Origin of the sequence: Clostridium sp. TF06-15AC (assembly GCF_003481165.1) — a bacterium.
Lineage (GTDB): Bacteria > Bacillota > Clostridia > Lachnospirales > Lachnospiraceae > Otoolea > Otoolea fessa.
Map to the genome: position 1 here is coordinate 608,005 of NZ_QUKS01000001.1, position 15,774 is coordinate 623,778.

The 15,774-nt window shown below is 48.3% G+C and carries 17 protein-coding genes; 1 reads left to right on the top strand and 16 read right to left on the bottom strand.

Going from position 1 to position 15,774, the window contains the following annotated elements; all coding sequences use genetic code 11:
- Positions 1 to 43 precede the first annotated feature (43 nt).
- The 9 genes from mobC to DXC57_RS02730 all read right to left on the bottom strand — a co-directional run bounded on the left by mobC (position 44) and on the right by DXC57_RS02730 (position 6,369).
- The gene (mobC, locus tag DXC57_RS02690; protein WP_055158497.1) at positions 44 to 388 is read right to left on the bottom strand and encodes a plasmid mobilization relaxosome protein MobC; all 345 of its coding nucleotides are present in this window, start codon (positions 386 to 388) and stop codon (positions 44 to 46) included.
- Positions 385 to 1,083, bottom strand: coding sequence for a hypothetical protein (locus DXC57_RS02695; protein ID WP_118651044.1), 699 nt, complete (start codon positions 1,081 to 1,083; stop codon positions 385 to 387). Before DXC57_RS02695 ends, mobC begins: the two co-directional genes overlap by 4 nt.
- Entirely contained in the window at positions 1,083 to 2,003 is a 921-nt protein-coding gene (locus DXC57_RS02700; protein WP_118651046.1) for a DUF4316 domain-containing protein, read from the bottom strand. The genes DXC57_RS02695 and DXC57_RS02700 overlap by 1 nt, the downstream gene beginning before the upstream one ends.
- Positions 2,004 to 2,016: 13 nt before the next feature.
- A complete protein-coding gene (locus DXC57_RS02705; RefSeq protein WP_040446595.1) occupies positions 2,017 to 2,649 on the bottom strand; it encodes a hypothetical protein in 633 nt (210 codons plus the stop codon).
- Between the two features lie 153 nt (positions 2,650 to 2,802).
- Positions 2,803 to 3,171 carry a cysteine-rich VLP protein gene (locus DXC57_RS02710; protein ID WP_055156923.1) on the bottom strand — a complete coding sequence of 123 codons (369 nt, stop codon included), beginning with the start codon at positions 3,169 to 3,171 and terminating at the stop codon, positions 2,803 to 2,805.
- Between the two features lie 5 nt (positions 3,172 to 3,176).
- A complete protein-coding gene (locus DXC57_RS02715; protein ID WP_025580944.1) occupies positions 3,177 to 3,560 on the bottom strand; it encodes a hypothetical protein in 384 nt (127 codons plus the stop codon).
- Positions 3,557 to 5,665 carry a DNA topoisomerase 3 gene (locus tag DXC57_RS02720; protein WP_118651048.1) on the bottom strand — a complete coding sequence of 703 codons (2,109 nt, stop codon included), beginning with the start codon at positions 5,663 to 5,665 and terminating at the stop codon, positions 3,557 to 3,559. Before DXC57_RS02720 ends, DXC57_RS02715 begins: the two co-directional genes overlap by 4 nt.
- A 3-nt stretch (positions 5,666 to 5,668) precedes the next feature.
- A complete protein-coding gene (locus DXC57_RS02725) occupies positions 5,669 to 5,794 on the bottom strand; it encodes a DUF3789 domain-containing protein (protein ID WP_117514294.1) in 126 nt (41 codons plus the stop codon).
- 65 nt (positions 5,795 to 5,859) lie between these two features.
- The gene (locus DXC57_RS02730) at positions 5,860 to 6,369 is read right to left on the bottom strand and encodes an SLOG family protein (RefSeq protein WP_118322750.1); all 510 of its coding nucleotides are present in this window, start codon (positions 6,367 to 6,369) and stop codon (positions 5,860 to 5,862) included.
- Positions 6,370 to 6,518: 149 nt separating this feature from the next.
- Here DXC57_RS02730 and DXC57_RS02735 point away from each other — a divergent pair, with 149 nt between their 5' ends.
- A complete protein-coding gene (locus DXC57_RS02735) occupies positions 6,519 to 6,833 on the top strand; it encodes a helix-turn-helix transcriptional regulator (protein ID WP_005361112.1) in 315 nt (104 codons plus the stop codon).
- Positions 6,834 to 6,952: 119 nt separating this feature from the next.
- Here the strand turns inward: DXC57_RS02735 and DXC57_RS02740 are convergent, their stop codons facing one another.
- From DXC57_RS02740 to srtB, 7 genes are all read right to left on the bottom strand, one after another.
- Positions 6,953 to 7,366 (bottom strand): deoxyuridine 5'-triphosphate nucleotidohydrolase, encoded by a 414-nt coding sequence (locus DXC57_RS02740; RefSeq protein WP_005361111.1) that lies wholly within the window; start codon positions 7,364 to 7,366, stop codon positions 6,953 to 6,955.
- Entirely contained in the window at positions 7,363 to 8,130 is a 768-nt protein-coding gene (locus DXC57_RS02745; RefSeq protein ID WP_199596375.1) for an FAD-dependent thymidylate synthase, read from the bottom strand. The genes DXC57_RS02740 and DXC57_RS02745 overlap by 4 nt, the downstream gene beginning before the upstream one ends.
- Complete coding sequence (locus DXC57_RS02750; RefSeq protein ID WP_223385985.1) at positions 8,126 to 8,467, bottom strand: hypothetical protein; 342 nt, start codon at positions 8,465 to 8,467, stop codon at positions 8,126 to 8,128. Before DXC57_RS02750 ends, DXC57_RS02745 begins: the two co-directional genes overlap by 5 nt.
- 59 nt (positions 8,468 to 8,526) lie before the next feature.
- Entirely contained in the window at positions 8,527 to 9,525 is a 999-nt protein-coding gene (locus DXC57_RS02755; protein WP_118651050.1) for a nucleotidyl transferase AbiEii/AbiGii toxin family protein, read from the bottom strand.
- Positions 9,522 to 10,139 (bottom strand): DUF6088 family protein, encoded by a 618-nt coding sequence (locus tag DXC57_RS02760; RefSeq protein ID WP_117514335.1) that lies wholly within the window; start codon positions 10,137 to 10,139, stop codon positions 9,522 to 9,524. Before DXC57_RS02760 ends, DXC57_RS02755 begins: the two co-directional genes overlap by 4 nt.
- Before the next feature lie 181 nt (positions 10,140 to 10,320).
- Positions 10,321 to 10,803 carry a hypothetical protein gene (locus DXC57_RS02765; RefSeq protein ID WP_015542949.1) on the bottom strand — a complete coding sequence of 161 codons (483 nt, stop codon included), beginning with the start codon at positions 10,801 to 10,803 and terminating at the stop codon, positions 10,321 to 10,323.
- 62 nt (positions 10,804 to 10,865) lie between these two features.
- Positions 10,866 to 15,767, bottom strand: a complete 4,902-nt coding sequence (gene srtB, locus DXC57_RS02770; protein ID WP_118651052.1) for a class B sortase — start codon at positions 15,765 to 15,767, stop codon at positions 10,866 to 10,868.
- Between the last annotated feature and the right edge of the window lie 7 nt (positions 15,768 to 15,774).

The window sequence follows — 15,774 nt, forward strand, 5'->3', positions numbered from 1 at the left end:
TTTTACCGTGACGGCAAAAAGAAAGCAACGGCTTTCCGGCTGTTTATGAAATGTTTGCAAATCCCCGGATCAGTTTGTCCATGCCATCCCAAAGGCTGTCCAGACGGGTGCGGATGTCATCTATATCTGCGGCATAAATATTGCCGGTCTCATTGGCCCGTCTGGTATATTGGTTTAAGTTATTGGAACAAATGCGGAGAAGCCGGATCATTTCCTGAATATCTCCCATATCAAGGTGGATGATGTAACCGTCTACGGCCATCTTTCGCAGATATGCCGACAGGTTGGTAATGCCAAGTTCCGCCATGCGTTCTTTTACCAGTTCGGCCTCCGCTTCGGACATGACAAATTCGACGCGGACGGATTTTTTGTTATGCCCGCCATTCATCGTTCCAACCCTCTTTTATGAGATGAGACCTCCTGCGTCGAAACCGCCGTCTTTGCTCTTTTGAGTTTTTCCCGCAGGGTGGTCTTTTCCAGCTTATCAAGATATTCCTCCAGATTTCCGGCTGTCGCATGATAGCTGCGTTTGAGGCGTTCCCGTTTTAGAATTATCATCAGCTCCGGCTCATTTTCTGGCAGATAAGTCATTGTTTTAGGGACTCCATGCTCTGGCATAAGCCGGTTCATAAATTGTCTCCGTTCCTGATAGGGAATCGTGATAACATTTCCATCCTCAAAAGCAACGGCTACATTTCCGATTGGACAGGTCAATTTTTTCATCCGTTCCACATGTTCTCTATAATTTAGCGGATAGAGATCGCCAAATATTTTTCCGTCCCTGACTTCTTTCAAAGAGATGGCATAAGCCAAAACGGGATCATTTGTCTGCTCCTGGTAAAACCGCCACACTTTGTTTTCATGGCTGCCCTCCAGATAAACTTCCCGTTCGCGCAGGGTATAGGTTCCGCAAGGGCGTGACATCCAAAGAAGCTGTTTATCCTCTGAACGCTCTGACACAGCCAGTTTTGAGATCAGTTCCTTATCCAGGTCAAAGTCCTCTTTATAATGTTGGGTATGAAGATCTACGATACGGGAAAGAGCACCCAAAAGATCTACATCCTCAAATCTTACCCCGGCCATCAGCGTTCCCTTTCCGGCGCCGGAGGGATCATCTGCCTTGCTTCATGCTCCGGTTTGTCTGCTTTCAAACGGTCCATCAAAGACGGCTTTGCTTCCGGCACCAGCTCCCGGATTTCTTCATCCGTCTGTCCGTCTGTCAGATCCGGGCGCACAGGAGGTTCGTTGTTCAGCCTGCCATCCAGCATATTGTAGTTGCCGGTCTGACCTTCCTCATAAAGTTCTGCATTGCGCAGATAACTCTCCGGCGCCTGAAATGGCTGTCCGGCAAACAGAATTTCTCTTTGGGTGGTAAACTGTGCAAGGACCCCATTTTGCAGTCTTGCAAATTCTTCATACTGGCGCAGGGTAAGCCCTCGTTCCAGCATTTCCGCCTGGGTATGCGCCCAGCCTTCTCCATAGAGAAAATAGTACATGTCGGGCTGATCACAGACAAAACACAGGGAATCGTCCTGATTGTCATAGTAAGATGGCTGCATATTCTGGTAATGGCAGCGTTCCTCACGCCCCAAATACACACGGTTGTCCGCACCCAGCATAGCGACCATACCCGCGTAATTACTATGGACCGCAGAGCGGATTTCTACCAGCGGATCTGTTTGAGAAGGAATCTGTCTGCCCGGAATCTCATTTTGTTTTTCCGCTGCATCATTTCTTGGTATCACTTCTTCATGGCTGCGTGCATCCAGCTCCGGTTGAGATGTTCCTTTCCGAACAGCACCGGGCTCCGGTTCTTTTTCTTTCACATAGTATCGGACATTTGCTGTCGTATGTTCGTTGGCTTCCTTTGCATAGTTTTCAGCAGCAGCTTTGGTATCAAACTCCAACGGTTTTCCATTTTCCTTGCACCAGCTTTGTGCCGGTCCGAAAATAGAAGTGCTGCTTCGTACTGCCCATACACCATAGGTCCGTTTCTTTTCCATTCCGCATCCCTCCTTATCGTTCCTGCTGTTTGGAAGTTTGTTGCTTTTTTACCGGGTCTGCCGGTTTTGTTGCTTTTAGCTGCTGACGGAGAGAATTCTTATGCTCCAGTTCGGAATCTGTGATGTTGACATATTCGCCAATGATACAGAGCGCTTCTCCATAACTGCCGGAAACAAATACCCGATCAGACATTTCTTTTGCCTGTTCTTTCAAACCATGCTCCCGCAAAGTACGGGAAGCAATACCCAGCAGATTAAAAATGTTCCCATCTGCTCCGATCAGCGGACAATCCGGTTTATCTGCCAACGCTTCCGGTGTTTCTATAAATCCGCCTAAATAATTCGGCACAAAGTCCGACAGCCATGTGCCGCCATAGACTTCATGGGTCTGTAAACGCCACAGGGCAAGTTTTCCTATATCCAGTTTCACATCATCAAACGGGTAAAGCAGACAGGTCAGTTCGCCGTGCTGAAAAGCAGCCACATTCTCAAACTGACAGCCATCTTTCAATATGCCTGCTTTTGTCAGCATTTCATTGATCCCGTCCACCCACTCTGTCAGATCCCCGCCACAGCCCTGTAAAATCAGTCCTTCCTTATCCGGCATGCGGCGAAGGTCCTCCGCGGTAATCGTGTTGATATTCAAAAAATCGCCTCCTATCGTTTTTGTTAAAATATATGTTTTGTCCGCAACTTAACCTCATTTCAAAGCACCGGAGTATTCTTATACAGCTCCCTTGAAAACAGGTGCAAAAAGCCCTTGAAAATCAAGGACTTTTAAGGCTAAGTTGCGGACATATCATGGTTGGTTTTGCCGCTTCCGGCGTTTGCGTTCCCGCTCGGATTTCCGTCTTGCATAGACCCGGCAGGCAGCGGAACAATATGCCTGGCTGGTTGTAGGAAGATATGCCTTTCCACACACAGGGCATATTTTCTGTCTCATGGAGGTGTCCTCGCCGGTAATGGCTGATTCCAGTGCTGCATCCACCGGCAGCACCGCTTTTTCAAAGTACCTGCAATAAGCACCGGTCCACCATTTATTCAGCATGTAACAAGGGCTGTCCAAAGGAAGGCAGATCTTATCCTGGGAGTCATAGTTGGCGCAAAGCTCCGTAACCAGCTTTCGGATCGTAGCCCGCTCCGAGCGGTTCAATTCTCTCTCCGCCATAACGCCTACCTTTCCGGGGCTCTGCTTTGCCGACCGCTGGAAATTTCGGTTGTATCAGTAACATTCCTGGGCTGTGAAAGGGCATCGGCGATAGAGTTCCGCTTTTTCTGTTTTGGTTCATGGTAAATAAAAAGTTCATTTTTTCCTGGTACATACAACAATCCATTTTCTTCGCAGCGGAAAATATCACATTCTTTGTCTGTTGAAACGGTATAAAAGTCTTTGTAATCATAAGGTGCTTTTTGCCGATCCTGATAGGTACACAGCCCTAAGTTGGGGTCACTTGCCAGCCGTTTCGATATGGCGAAAAAGTCGCCTTCTTTTTTGTGAAATTTTCGTATGGGCGTGAAGTGATAACCGCCATATTCAAAGGTTTTTCGATCGCTCATTTACGCCTGCCTTTCTTTACTGGAAATTCCAGCTTGAAATTCACATATTTACCGCCGGTATCATCCAGAATCACTTCCGCATCATAGGTCTTTCCTGTTTTTTCACTGTAAAGCCCGGACATAGAAATACGGCCCTCTTTCAAAAGAGCCGCTGCCACAGACTTTGTGATGGATTTTTTCTTGCTGGAAAAGAAACGGTTATCTTTCCAAAGAGCAAAAGAACATTCCCTGTTGTCGCAGAAAAAACCTTTCTTTCCTTCATATACCGGGGCTCCGCAGCGAGGACATACCCCTACGGCTTCATGTGCAGTTCCTCTGGAAGAAGGAAACAGATCCGCAAAACGTTCTTCCGGGGTAGTATGTTCTTTTACCAGCGTCCGGCTCATATCTGCAATCTGATCCATAAAAGATGTTGCCGACAGTTCGCCATGTTCCACTTGTTTCAGCATGGATTCCCATTCTGCAGTTAAGATGGGAGATTTGATATTGTCCGGCAGGACTGCGATCAGGTTCTTTCCTTTTTCCGTAGGAATGAGCTGCTTTTTCTTTCGCTGTACAAATCCGGCAGAAACCAGCTTTTCCAGTGTTGCCGCACGGGTAGCCGGAGTACCCAATCCTTTACGCTCGGCATCTTCCGGCATATCTTCCGCACCGGCAGTCTCCATAGCGGACAGCAGTGTGTCCTCCGTATAGTGTTTCGGCGGTGAAGTTTTCCCTTCACGGAGACTTGCTGATACAGCTTCAAAAGTCTGTCCTTCCTGCAGCACAGGGAGAGCGACAGCTTCATTTTCTTTGTGTTCCGTTTCACTCTGCCTGATACTCATACGGTGAATCCGTTCCACCTCTTTCCAGCCGGACTGTAAAATAGTCTTTCCTTTTGCCGTAAAAGTATATCCCTGGCAGTCCAATATAGCGGTGACCGCTTCAAATCGGTGTACCTGCGTTGTGGCACAAAGCAGTCTGACGGCAAGCAGGGTAAGCACATCCCGCTCCCCGGAAGGAAGCTCTGACAGGTCTGTCCGTGCGATTTCCACAGTTGGGATAATGGCATGGTGGTCAGTCACTTTGCTGTCATCTGTTACCCGGTCAATGTCCGGCTCTCCGGCGTAGCCTTTTCCAAAGGGCATATTGTCACGCAGCCACAGGATCAGGGAAGCGGCGGTTGCCTGCATGTCCTTCGTCAAATACTGGCTGTCCGTTCTCGGATAGGTTGCCAGCTTCTTTTCATAGAGAGATTGCACATAATCAAGGGTCTGTTGAGCCGTATAGCCATAAATACGGTTACATTCCCTTTGCAGAGTTGTAAGGTCATAAAGGCGGGGAGGCTGTATAGTTTTTACCTGCTTTTCCACAGAACGCACAAAAGCGGAGTTGTGGTCACAGTCCATACGGATTTTTTCAGCCTCGGATCGTTCCGTCATTTTTTCGCCGGAAGCAGTAAAACCTCCGCAGGTGATTTCCGGCACATAAAAAGGCTTACTGATGAAGGATTCAATATCCGACTCACGCTGTACCAAAAGTGCCAGTGTCGGTGACATAACACGGCCGACATTTAGGGTGACACCATACAGGACAGAAAAAAGCCGGGTGGCATTGATCCCGATCAGCCAGTCGGCTCCTGCCCGGCATACTGCCGCATCATAGAGCTTATCGTAATCACTGCCGGGACGGAGATGGTCAAAACCCTCACGGATCGCCGCATCCTCCATACTGGAAATCCAAAGGCGTTCCATAGGCTTATTACATCCGGCATATTCATAGACCAGACGGAAGATCAGTTCTCCTTCACGCCCGGCATCCGTAGCGCATACCACGGAATCAACCCGTTTGTCCTTCATCAGCCGACACAAAAGAGCAAGCTGTGTTTTCTTATCCTTTGGAACTTCATATTTCCAGTTTTCCGGTAGGATCGGAAGATCCTCATACCGCCATTTGGCATACTGTTCTTTGTAAGCCTCCGGCTGTGCCAGTTCCAAAAGATGTCCCACGCACCAGCTCACCAGATAGCCGGAACCTTCGAGATAACCATCTTTTCTTTCCGTTGCGCCTAATACTGCTGCCAATGACATAGCAACAGAGGGCTTTTCTGCAATCACAAGTTTCAATTTTTATTCCTCCTTCATAGTTTCAAATTCTTTATCCGCAAGTTTTCCGGTTTGCATAAGACACATCAGCATAACGCCGGAAACTATCCCTCCGGCAAAGGTAAGGAAATGTAAGATCAGGTTCCACATAAGCATTCCTCCTAAAAATGGGTAAAGAAAAACGCCCACTTCAAAGTGAGCGCATCAACAGGTATCTATTTTGTTTTTGGTTTCAAGTGATCCGGCAGGACGATTTCTCCAACTGGGATTTCCCGCAGTTCCTTCTTCATCCGATGGGTAAAGCGGATCGTCTTTGCTGTACCTCCGGTTTCCCGTCCGTCATATACAGCGATCACTCGGTCGGAGTGTTCCACCATATAACGATTTCTGTGGGAGTAGACGCTTGGGAGATATTTTTCCTGTATCACAACAACATCCGCACAAGCCTCCAGCAGTTCACGGGTTCTTGTTTTCTTATTTAGGCTGTCCAGACGCTTGCGGTAAGGGATCACTGCGATCAGCTCCAGTGCCGGGGTGGTCTGCTTTCTTTCCAGCACCAGCTCCACAAAATACTGGTCTACGCCATCTGCAAAACCGCTCATAAAACAGGTGAACCCATCTGTAACAGCAGCATCGATCTCATGTGCCAAGGTTGTTTTTATTTTGTTGATCTCATTCTGCGGTAAATCCCTGTGTCCGGTAACACAGCAAGTTTTTCCTTTCATCGGTCATCCCTCCATCTGATAGGTAAAATTCTTCACTTTTCATATAGTAATAGATTTAATTTAGCAAGTCAACGATAATACCCTTTTTCCTTTTGCGGATAATAAAGGGGCGTGAGGTACAATCTATTACAGAATGGGAGGTGAAGGCGATGTATGAAGATTTTGTCCCGGAACGATTAGCGAAGCTGCGGACACAAAAAGGAGTTTCCGCACGCGATATGTCTTTATCGTTAGGTCAGGCAAACAACTACATCAATAATATTGAGAATAAAAAGTCACTTCCCGCTATGCAGTCTTTTTTCTACATCTGCGAATATCTGGGTGTGACACCGCAGGAATTCTTTGATGAAGGAAATACCTACCCGGAAACCTTAAAGGAATTCATTGCAGAGGCAAGACAGCTTGATCCTCAATCCATGCAATATATCCTCGGTATTATGAAAGAACTCAATAGCAGAAAGTAAGCGGTCACGGTAATGGCCGCTTTTTTCGTGACTTTCTTTATTATATTTTATAATGTTCTCGAAATGTCCGCTCCCTATACCGATAAGTATTCAAAAACTGTTCTCCAAACAGCCTTTTTCTATTCGCCGGTACTGCCAAAGCTGCCGGTTCCTCGTTCTGTTCCCAGATCGGTTACAAAATCCGCAATGACGATCGGCGTGATCACAAGCTGCCCGATACGGGCTCCCTTAAAAAGAGACTGCGCCTGATTGCTTACATTGCTGATGATCGCATGGATCTCTCCACGGTAGCCGGAATCCACAGGCGGCAGTTCACAGACCAGACCTTTTACCGCCATGCTGGTACGGGGAAAGATATATCCCGCATATCCATCCGGTATTTCCAGTCCAAAACCCAAAGGAATTTTGGCGATTTCTCCGGGCTGTAAGGTACAGTCATAGGGCAGATAAACATCCGCTCCGGCATCATTGCCATGCGGACGGTAAGGACGCTGGTGCTCCGGTACGCCAAAGTCGATCAGTTTTATTTTCATCGGCAGTCTCCTTCCCAAAGAGCAGGATAATCTTTTTCCAAAATATCCTCCGGCGTCATATTTGCCTGCAGTTTTCGTCCGCAGGTCATTTTCCCTTCCAGACATCGATCCATCTGACAAAAAGGCCCGGTCAGTGATGGGGCAAACAAAGTAGGGCTTAGTTCATAAAGTTCTTTCCAGACCTTTAGCAGCACGATCCTTGTTTCATCTGTATTTCTCCGGCATACCCGCTGGCTGATGATATGTTTCCACTGATAAGGGGTGGCGCTGATGAGCAGTACATTCCGCAATCCCTGGGGCGTGGCATAGCCGGCCGCATCGTGCCCGCTTCCGGCAGTGCACAGGGCTTCATAACATTTCATGCTTTCATTACAGCTTTTTAAGTACAGTTCCCGTACCACTGCCGGAGCCGTCATAATAGAATACGGGACAGCGAAATCCGCCTGTCCCGTATAGTTGCTGTACTGCAGCGATGCACTCATAAATTTTACTTCGTTCTGGTGGCGGGTGATCTGCGCCAGAAAACGTCTGCTGGCGCCGACAATGGCTACCGTGATCACCGCAAATTTCTGGATGGTAGGATGGGGAAGCGCCCCCATAGCTGCTACTGTCTGAACGCTGAATGATTTTTCGTAGAGCTCCATCAGGTCGTCCATTGAGGCAATCTTATGTCCCTGCTGGGTAAGCCTTGCCGCAAAGACCATGTTTTTTTCTGCTTCCGCTACCGCCTGGCAGTTCAAAATTTTTACTTCAATCTGTTTAATTGGTATGTCCCTCCTTTACAATCGCTTTCAGTAAGAACAGATAGTTAAGACTGTCTGTGATCTTTTCGTCCCATGTGTCCATCGGATAAACCACTTCTTCGGCAAAGCACATATCGTATAGAGAAACAATATGCTTTGCCAGCATACCGGCAAGGGCACGCTGGGGCGTTGTGTGCTGTAAAGCTGCCGCTGCCTTAAATGCACCCAGCCGGTCCGGGTCATCCCCGGTGTATTCTTTGGTTTTCCGTTTCAAGGTATCAGCACAGAGCCGTACCTGTTCGTCAAAAACGGCATTGACTTCATTTTGTGTAATATAGCATCCCTCCTTTGAAAACAAGAAACCGGCTATTCTAAAGCATCTTAGAATAGCCGGCAAATAAACGGATATGTAATTGTTTATAGTGTATTGATCTCTTTTTCCAGTTCCCGGACCGCTGCTATGACTGTCTCAAATGTCGGAACATCCCCATACAACATATCCTGCATAGAGTTATAGTCCGCTTCCAATGCTGCAAACCGATATTCCGGCGGGAGTAATTTTAATGTGCCCGGCACAGCCTCCGGGTACTTCGCCCATGATCTGGGATAGAATTTCATTTTGAAATCTACAACTTTCTTCAGGAGGTCAAGCCTGGAAAAAGCAGCTTCTTTAACCGGTGTTGCAGCCATGCGGTAGAGATCATAATAATGTCTGGAATACCGCTGCGGCATTTCCAAATGTTCCGGTCTGTTCGCTTCATGGTGCAGGATTGTGGCTTTTTCCCAGAAGGTCCGTTCCGGGGCAACGGTAAGGATTGCAGTTTCTTTTTGCTCAAAAATCTTCGGATAATATTTTGCCGCGTATGGTTCGATCAGCGCTGTTTTTGCAGGAGTCCACGCTGCCAGCGCACCAATCTCTAAACGGATCACCTGTAAAGTCGCCGTATTCATAAAAAGGTGCGGATAGGCGAAAATGACCGTCTGTTTATCCTTTTCATCTATGTAGACATTTGCTTCACAACCGATTTCCTGGGATAAGCCGGCTTTGACTGCCGGGCAGAATGTTTCGGACAGAAATACTTCCGCACGCGCATTGGCTTCTTTGTTAAAAGCGTCCTGTTTTGTATTGGAACGTTTCTCCCATGGTTCATCTTTGCCATATCCCAATACACGCCAGTCCAGAATCAAATCAATATCTTCTGAAAACCGGCTGATCAGGTGAAAGGCTTTTGAAAGGCTGGTACCGCCCTTAAAGGTAATGGACTCTTTCCATGGTGAGCGGTGAAATAAATAATCCAGCGTAAAACATACCCAAAAGTCTTTTTCCACGATGGCATCATTCAGCCCCATTTTATCTGCTGTATTTCTGAACAGTTCCCTGCGGTCGTTATCTGAAAGTCTTGCTATATTTCTCATTGTACCTTTTCACCTCCACAAATCTGCCGTATCGTATCGTAAACCCAATCCGTAGACTCTGTTGCTTCCTTCAAACAAGCCTGTTTATCTTTGTCTGTCAGTTTTTCGGAAAGCATCTGTATGACTTCTGGCGTAACATTCGATTTGCCAAGCGTTTTTAATGCCTGTATAACCAAACTTGTCATATAGGACAATCCGGTAATCTCCTTATTGGTCCGGTGCTTAAATTCCAGTTTTGTAGAGTTCCACTCGTAGGTCTTATATGGACCATCGCTGATATAGGACCATACTGCTGTTACCTGTGTTGAAAGACCTAACAGGTTCAATGCTGTATTCCCACATGGGGCAATCGTCCAGTGATAACTTCGCGCCAATGCGTTTGCCACCGCTTCCGGGTCTGCCGCCACATATTCATCCAGAAGTTTGCTATATTTTGGTTTTTCATAAACACCTTTCAAAATGCGGCGCAATATTCCTGATTGCACTAAACGACTTAAACTTTGACGAATAGTGGATGTATCTGCAATATCCGCAAAATCAGACATCACAAAAACAGTTCCATCTTCAAGAGAAAGAACACGCTCCCGTATTCGTTTTGTATATCCGTTGTCCACAATACCGCCTCCCTTCATGTCACGAATATTATATATTATTCGTGACATGATTGCAATAGGTCCTATTCCTCTTATTTTGAGTGTTCCCATTAAAAATCTGATGTATACATCAAAAATCAAAAATTTTGCAAGGCAGTACAGTTTTCATATATGTCACATATTTTATATATTATTCGTGACATCAGGCAGTTGGCAGGTAGATCCAGTCGTGCATCAGGCACACGCTGGGTTCATCCTCCCTGGGAACCAGACGGTAGGTACATTCCCCATAGACCGTGCGTTTGTCCTCGATCTCCATGCCATAGGCTTTATAAAAGCGGTATTCCAGATTGGAGATAATGCAGCGCAGGGTTTGCAGAGCCTCCCTCTGAGCTGATACGATCAGGTCACGGTCAATGCTGCGCTTCAAAAACAGCAGCGATTTGTAAAGCTGTACCTCTGTGCGGTAAGGGCGGCAGTCTTTCGTTTCCAGCCATCCGCAAAAAGCGACCGGTCCGCTCTGGATCACACTGCGGTCCGGGTGATAATACTCATAGCAGTCCAGGTTTGCCGTATTCAGAAGATAGAGCATTTCCCGGACTTCATTTTCCGGCATGTCGTAAAACCGCAAAAGCGAGCGGTAAAGATGGACATAGCCGGGAATGGAAATCATGGTATTTACCATAAAATAAAATCCTCCTTGTAAACAGCAGGTGCGGGAGCTTTTGCCCCCGCACCGTCTAAAATCTATATTTCGTTATCTACTTTCACGAGTTTTCCCATGACAAGGAAGCGTCCTGTGCCGCCCGGCGTACAGGTAGAAAGGGTCAGTACCTTATCGCTGCAGGTCACAGTCACATCACTTTCCACCGCAGAACGTTCCTTCATAGCTGTAAGCCAGGTAGTATAAGCACCGTCATCCTTCCAGGAAAGCTGCCAGGGAGAAGTTTCACTGCCGGATTCTTCCGGCTTTGCTGCAAAAGCCGCAAAGATCTCCATGACATAACCCCCCTTCGGAGTAACGAGATACATCTGCCTGTGAGCATCAAAGTAACTTTGTTCATCGTACCGGTTCAGCAGCGCAAACATGGAACCATCCCGCATATTATGACCATAAATGATCGTATTGCGGTCTGAAAAATCTGCCCGGTTTTCATAATCGGCAAACAGGCAGCCAACCTTGTTATAGGTTCCGTCATAAAGATGGTTCAGGTAATATTCGTTGTTGTCGGTCTGCGTTACCGGATAATTGAGCACCGTATCAGGAAGGGAAAGCCATCCGATGATGTCCGGTCCATTTTCACGGAGCGTTTCAAAGTCTACCGAAGGCAGGACAATATCGGCATCGTCCTGTTTTGTTTCTGTCGGATCGGTTGCCTGCTCCGGGGAGTCTGTCTGCTCCGGTACTCCTACATATCCGGCAAGATTCCGATAGGCGTCTTTACTCTCGGCATACTGGTTCAGGTCACGGAACACCAAAAATCCGCTGCCAAGAGCCACCAGAGCGCAGAGTGAAAGGACAGAAGCCCCGACAGCCATTCTTTTCAGGGAAGTCCTGCTGTATTTTCCCTTTTTGAAATAGTACACAGCAAATACGCTGCCGCCGATCAGTGCGGCTGCCAACAGTCCGCCATATAGGAAAATATACGGATCATCCCCGGTCTGCGGTACCGGCTTTTGAGGGGTGGAAGGATTGGACGGAACAGAAGGCTTTTCCGGCTTCCCCGGCTTTTCCGGTTTTTCATTAAAGAACTGGACCGTAGATGTCTGGTCAGCTTTGATCTCCACCGTAGCGGCATCAGGAATGATGTAATCCTTGCTTGCCCGGTTTGCAACTTCTGTTACGGTATAAATACCAACACGAAGGCCCTTGACTTCAATTACACCGGATTTTGGAGTGGTGAATGTCTCGCAGTAGGAGCCGTCCGTGCTCTTGACCTCGATGGCAAAACCATCTTTGCGCCCGTCGCTGGAATCCTTTGTGATCTTTAAGTTGCCGCGGTAAGCCTCATTGGTAAATCCGTGCCCGGCTTCTCCATTTTCCACAACTGCGATCTGTCCATCTTCTGTGATGGAAAAATAGTAAGCGTTTGGGTCAGGCTGATAGCCCTCCGGCGCTTTGCTTTCTTTGATAAAGTAGCCGCCAGCCAGAAGGTTTTCCGCCGTATGATAGCCTGCATCGGTTTCTTTCAGCGTACCGATCTTTTGATCGTCAGGATCATATTCCTGGTTGGCATTGGAATCCGCATACAGGTCGAACACCGCACCGGGCAGGAAACGCAGGAAAGAATTCTTGTCTTTCTTATCCTCCTTTTCCACAGGGGACGGTTCCTCCACAGCTTCGGTTTTAGTTACCTGCACACTGCCGCGGATCAGGGTGTTTTCCACACGGATCTCGATATGCTGTCCGTCTGCACCGATATATACATGGTGCTGCTGCGGGCTTACCGTATAAAGGTCAGGGGCAGAGATCTCCTTGACGATCCAGTGTCCGTAAGGAATGTTCTCAAAGGAAAAACTGCCGTCTTTTCCGGTAACAGCAGTAAGCAGTGCATTTTCTTCGGTAAATTCTTCTGTATCAGGTCTAAACAGTCCCATGAGTGCACCGGCTAGCGTGACATCTTCGCCGCCTTCCGGGTTTTCCCCAACTTTTACACCGTCTACACGCCCGCGGAGAAGTTCATTGGAAACAGCATCGCCTTCATTGACAAGGATCTGTACCAAGGCAGTTTCCTGTCCGGCATATTCAAAGACGACCGGATATTTCTGATCCGAAAGGATATAGGCGCCGTTGGTCGTGCGTTCCTTGACATAATAGCTGCCAAAAGGCAGGTCGGAGGCGAAGGAAGCACTGTAACCGTCGGATTCATCAGACGAAACAGAGACCACTTCCAGAAGTCCATCTGCCGGGATCACGCTGCCATCTGCCGCCGTCAGGTCTGCGGAAGCATAAAGTCCAAAGGAAATATCCTTATATTCCTCGTTCATGCCAAGACCGAACAGATCATCGGTCTCCATTGCCTTGAAAAGTGTGACATCCACTTTCTGTCGTTCGTCATAAAGACCTGTCGCTGCCTGTGTGACCTCCACGGTCTCACCCGCATAGGTCAGTTCCACATATTCCGGTTGAGGATTCAGCACACAACCGGAAGGAGCCTGACGTTCCTCCAGACGGTAACGGCCAAGATAGAGAAGCCCGCTTTTCGCTGTGCCGTCCTCGCCGGTCGTAAGGGTTTCCACAACCGTATCTTTTTCTGCCCGCAAGGTACCGTCACCGGTATAAATATCTTCATCTGCGATCACGTCATAGACCGCTCCGGGAAGTCCGGCAACCTCATACACCGGCTGGTACAGTCCGTCGTTTTCCTGGACAGAAGCAAATACTTCTCCGGTCTTTGTGATGGTAAGCTGGCCTTTCTGCGGCATATTGTACTGAGTGACCGTCACAACCGCCTCGCTGCCGTCAATGGTAAACGGTACCGGCTGATCGGAAAGCACATAGCCATAAGGGGCAGCCACCTCATAAAGTTCATAATCCCCGGCGGCCAAAGGCTCCGGCAGCATCAGCCAGCCCTCGTCAGAAACATAGAAGGTATCCAGTGTTTCCGGGTTCGGATAGTAGACGGTCTGGGTGATAAATTCCCCGGTGGAAAGATCCTTGATCTGAAAACCGGTTCCGGTCACAGGGATAATCTTTCCGGTCTCTGCGTCACATTTTTCAACTTTCAGACGGGCTGTGATGGTGCGGTTGTTCAGGATATAGCTGTAAGTCTTGCCGTCAGAGGAAATGAATACCGTAAAGTCCGGGACAAAGGCTTTGCCTTCCTCGCCTGCGATCTGATGGACCGTATAATGCCCATAAGGAAGCGGTTTACTGGAAGCAAAACCATCCGCATCCGTGGTAAGAAGGTCACGTTCACTTTCCTTTGCCGCGTCATAGCTCCCGGCTGCCTTTAAGTAAACTTCAAAGACTGCGCCTGCTTCCGGGCGTTCGATGATACCAGCATTGGGATCGTCGGTATTTTCGCCCTCAGGCACATCCGGGTCCAGGTCATCGGTGTGCTTGACAAGCTGGATATTTCCGTAAATAACCGTTTCCGTCACCTGATTTTCTGTGGTATTGAGTTCCACTTCATACAGGGAAGGGGATGCACCCACTTCATAAATGGTTTCATTCAGAAGATACCCGGTGCTCGGTTCGATTTCCCGGATCGTCCAGCCATCCCCGCATACATAATAGCGGGTCATAAAGCTGCCATCCGGTCCGGTAGTATAAGTGTCGATCAGTTCGCCATCACGGAAGATCCCATAGGCCGCCCCTGCAAGCGTGGCATCCCCCTGAGCATTTCCGGTGTCAGCATCACTCTTTACCACATGGACGCGAAATTTCTTCAGAATATTGCTGAAATGTACCGAAGAAGTCTGCCCGCTTTCAATGGTCACGTACTGTGCGGAAGGGGTCACATAGCGGTCCACCGGAAGTTCTTTTACCAGATAGGTTCCCGGCAGGAGCTTCTTTTCAATCTGGCCGTTTTCTCCGGTCGTAACTTCCTCATTGACTTCATTTCCCAAAATGTCCGTACCGGAGATATGGAAGGTGATACCGGAAACAATGCCGTCCTCACTGGTCTTGACAAGTTTTGCGGTACCGTAAGTTTCCGTTTTGAATTTTACAAAGAAGGAAACCGGATCGCTGGCGCCGGTCATCATGGTCTGGTAGCCGGGTCTGCCCCAGATTAGCATGTCGTTTGCCACCGGGATATTCTTTCGGAATTCAAACAGCACCGGGTCCATCATCATCTGCCTGCTGGTAAAGGTGTATTCATTTCCGTTTCTTGTCACAGAAACGCCGCTGCCTTTCAAAGCCTCCAGATCGATCTTCAAGTTATTGGTATCTGTGACCGTCAGGGTATAGACCTTTTTTTCAACATCCCATTTCAGTTCCAGTTCCGGTGCTTCGCTTTTCTTAGAAGAAGTAAAGGAAGGGACTGTGGAATGGGAAGCTACCTGTGCCAGAATCCAGTCATAGGCTTTTTCTGCCGGTCGTCCGGCGATCACGCTGAAATACTGGTCGGCGTCTGCGTGGCCGTTTCCGTGGCGGCTGTACGGATCGCTTCTAAGCTGCTGCTGGTATTCCCAGAGGATGATCTGGGTCGCCATCTTATAGTCGTCCTCGTTGATCCCGGAAACAGGGAGCGCCGAACCGGGTTTCCAGCCATAGATTGCAGTCAGGGTGATCCCCCTCCTTGCCTCGGCAGGAAGCAGGTTCAGATATTGGCTGTTGGTCCCGCTTTCCGAAACATAGGTGTTTTCCGAAGTATGGTAAGGAATCCCGCTCTCCACACAGTAAACCTGGTGGCTGATCCCGTCAGAATCCGTCAGCATATAGTGCCGGTAAGCATTGCCCCCGGAACTGGTGTGTACATCGATGGTTCCGTCTGCATGGTAGGCAAGATAGGTGTAAGGCGCCGGGGCACGGTAGTGGTTCCCATCAGAGCCCACATACTGGTCGCCCAGCCAGGAGCTTGCCGTCTGTCCGACAGACATGGCAAAAGCCTGAGCCGGAAGAAGCCCCAAAATGATTGCCATACAAAGCAAAAACGCCAACAGCTTGCGAAAGCCGCGGCGTCTGGTTATGATATGTTCCATGAAAAAA

Coding starts and splice junctions, on each gene's coding strand:
- mobC (WP_055158497.1), bottom strand. CDS start 388: ATGAATGGCGGGCATAACAAAAAATCCGTCCGCGTCGAATTTGTCATG.
- DXC57_RS02695 (WP_118651044.1), bottom strand. CDS start 1,083: ATGGCCGGGGTAAGATTTGAGGATGTAGATCTTTTGGGTGCTCTTTCC.
- DXC57_RS02700 (WP_118651046.1), bottom strand. CDS start 2,003: ATGGAAAAGAAACGGACCTATGGTGTATGGGCAGTACGAAGCAGCACT.
- DXC57_RS02710 (WP_055156923.1), bottom strand. CDS start 3,171: ATGGCGGAGAGAGAATTGAACCGCTCGGAGCGGGCTACGATCCGAAAG.
- DXC57_RS02715 (WP_025580944.1), bottom strand. CDS start 3,560: ATGAGCGATCGAAAAACCTTTGAATATGGCGGTTATCACTTCACGCCC.
- DXC57_RS02725 (WP_117514294.1), bottom strand. CDS start 5,794: ATGTGGAACCTGATCTTACATTTCCTTACCTTTGCCGGAGGGATAGTT.
- DXC57_RS02730 (WP_118322750.1), bottom strand. CDS start 6,369: ATGAAAGGAAAAACTTGCTGTGTTACCGGACACAGGGATTTACCGCAG.
- DXC57_RS02735 (WP_005361112.1), top strand. CDS start 6,519: ATGTATGAAGATTTTGTCCCGGAACGATTAGCGAAGCTGCGGACACAA.
- DXC57_RS02740 (WP_005361111.1), bottom strand. CDS start 7,366: ATGAAAATAAAACTGATCGACTTTGGCGTACCGGAGCACCAGCGTCCT.
- DXC57_RS02755 (WP_118651050.1), bottom strand. CDS start 9,525: ATGAGAAATATAGCAAGACTTTCAGATAACGACCGCAGGGAACTGTTC.
- DXC57_RS02765 (WP_015542949.1), bottom strand. CDS start 10,803: ATGGTAAATACCATGATTTCCATTCCCGGCTATGTCCATCTTTACCGC.
- srtB (WP_118651052.1), bottom strand. CDS start 15,767: ATGGAACATATCATAACCAGACGCCGCGGCTTTCGCAAGCTGTTGGCG.